Genomic DNA, 316 nt, shown 5'->3' with positions numbered 1-316 from the left:
TTCGCCGACGGTAGTAGTAGCGGTCAGAACCACATCAACTTTGTCGATGGTGTCGTTGATCGTTGTGGTCGCACCGTCGCCAGCTACTTCCAGCTTCTCGAAGTTACCGCCAGCAGCGTCAGTGATCTTGACGGTCTGGGTGCTCTTGTCGATGAACACGTCATCGCTTGGCGCTGGGACCGTCACGGTGCCGACTGTGTCACCGGCTTTGATGGTGATAGTAGAGCCGTTGTCGAGTTTCAGCGTGACGTCGGTGCCGGCCTTGTTGCTCAAGGTTGCGGTGTACGTAATCTGACCGCCTTCGTTGACTGCGCTT

1 protein-coding gene is annotated in these 316 nt (G+C 56.6%); it reads right to left on the bottom strand.

What is annotated here, in order from left to right; translation table 11 throughout:
• Nucleotides 1-316, bottom strand: a 316-nt coding sequence (locus ACDZ94_RS07880; RefSeq protein ID WP_432751304.1) for an immunoglobulin-like domain-containing protein, incomplete at both ends; no start/stop codon positions are given.

Origin of the sequence: Pseudomonas sp. UBT (genome assembly GCF_050915955.1) — a bacterium.
GTDB classification, from domain to species: domain Bacteria; phylum Pseudomonadota; class Gammaproteobacteria; order Pseudomonadales; family Pseudomonadaceae; genus Aquipseudomonas; species Aquipseudomonas antarctica_A.
Note: the sequence above shows the minus strand (reverse complement) of the source record. Positions and strands in the feature narration are given on the sequence as shown.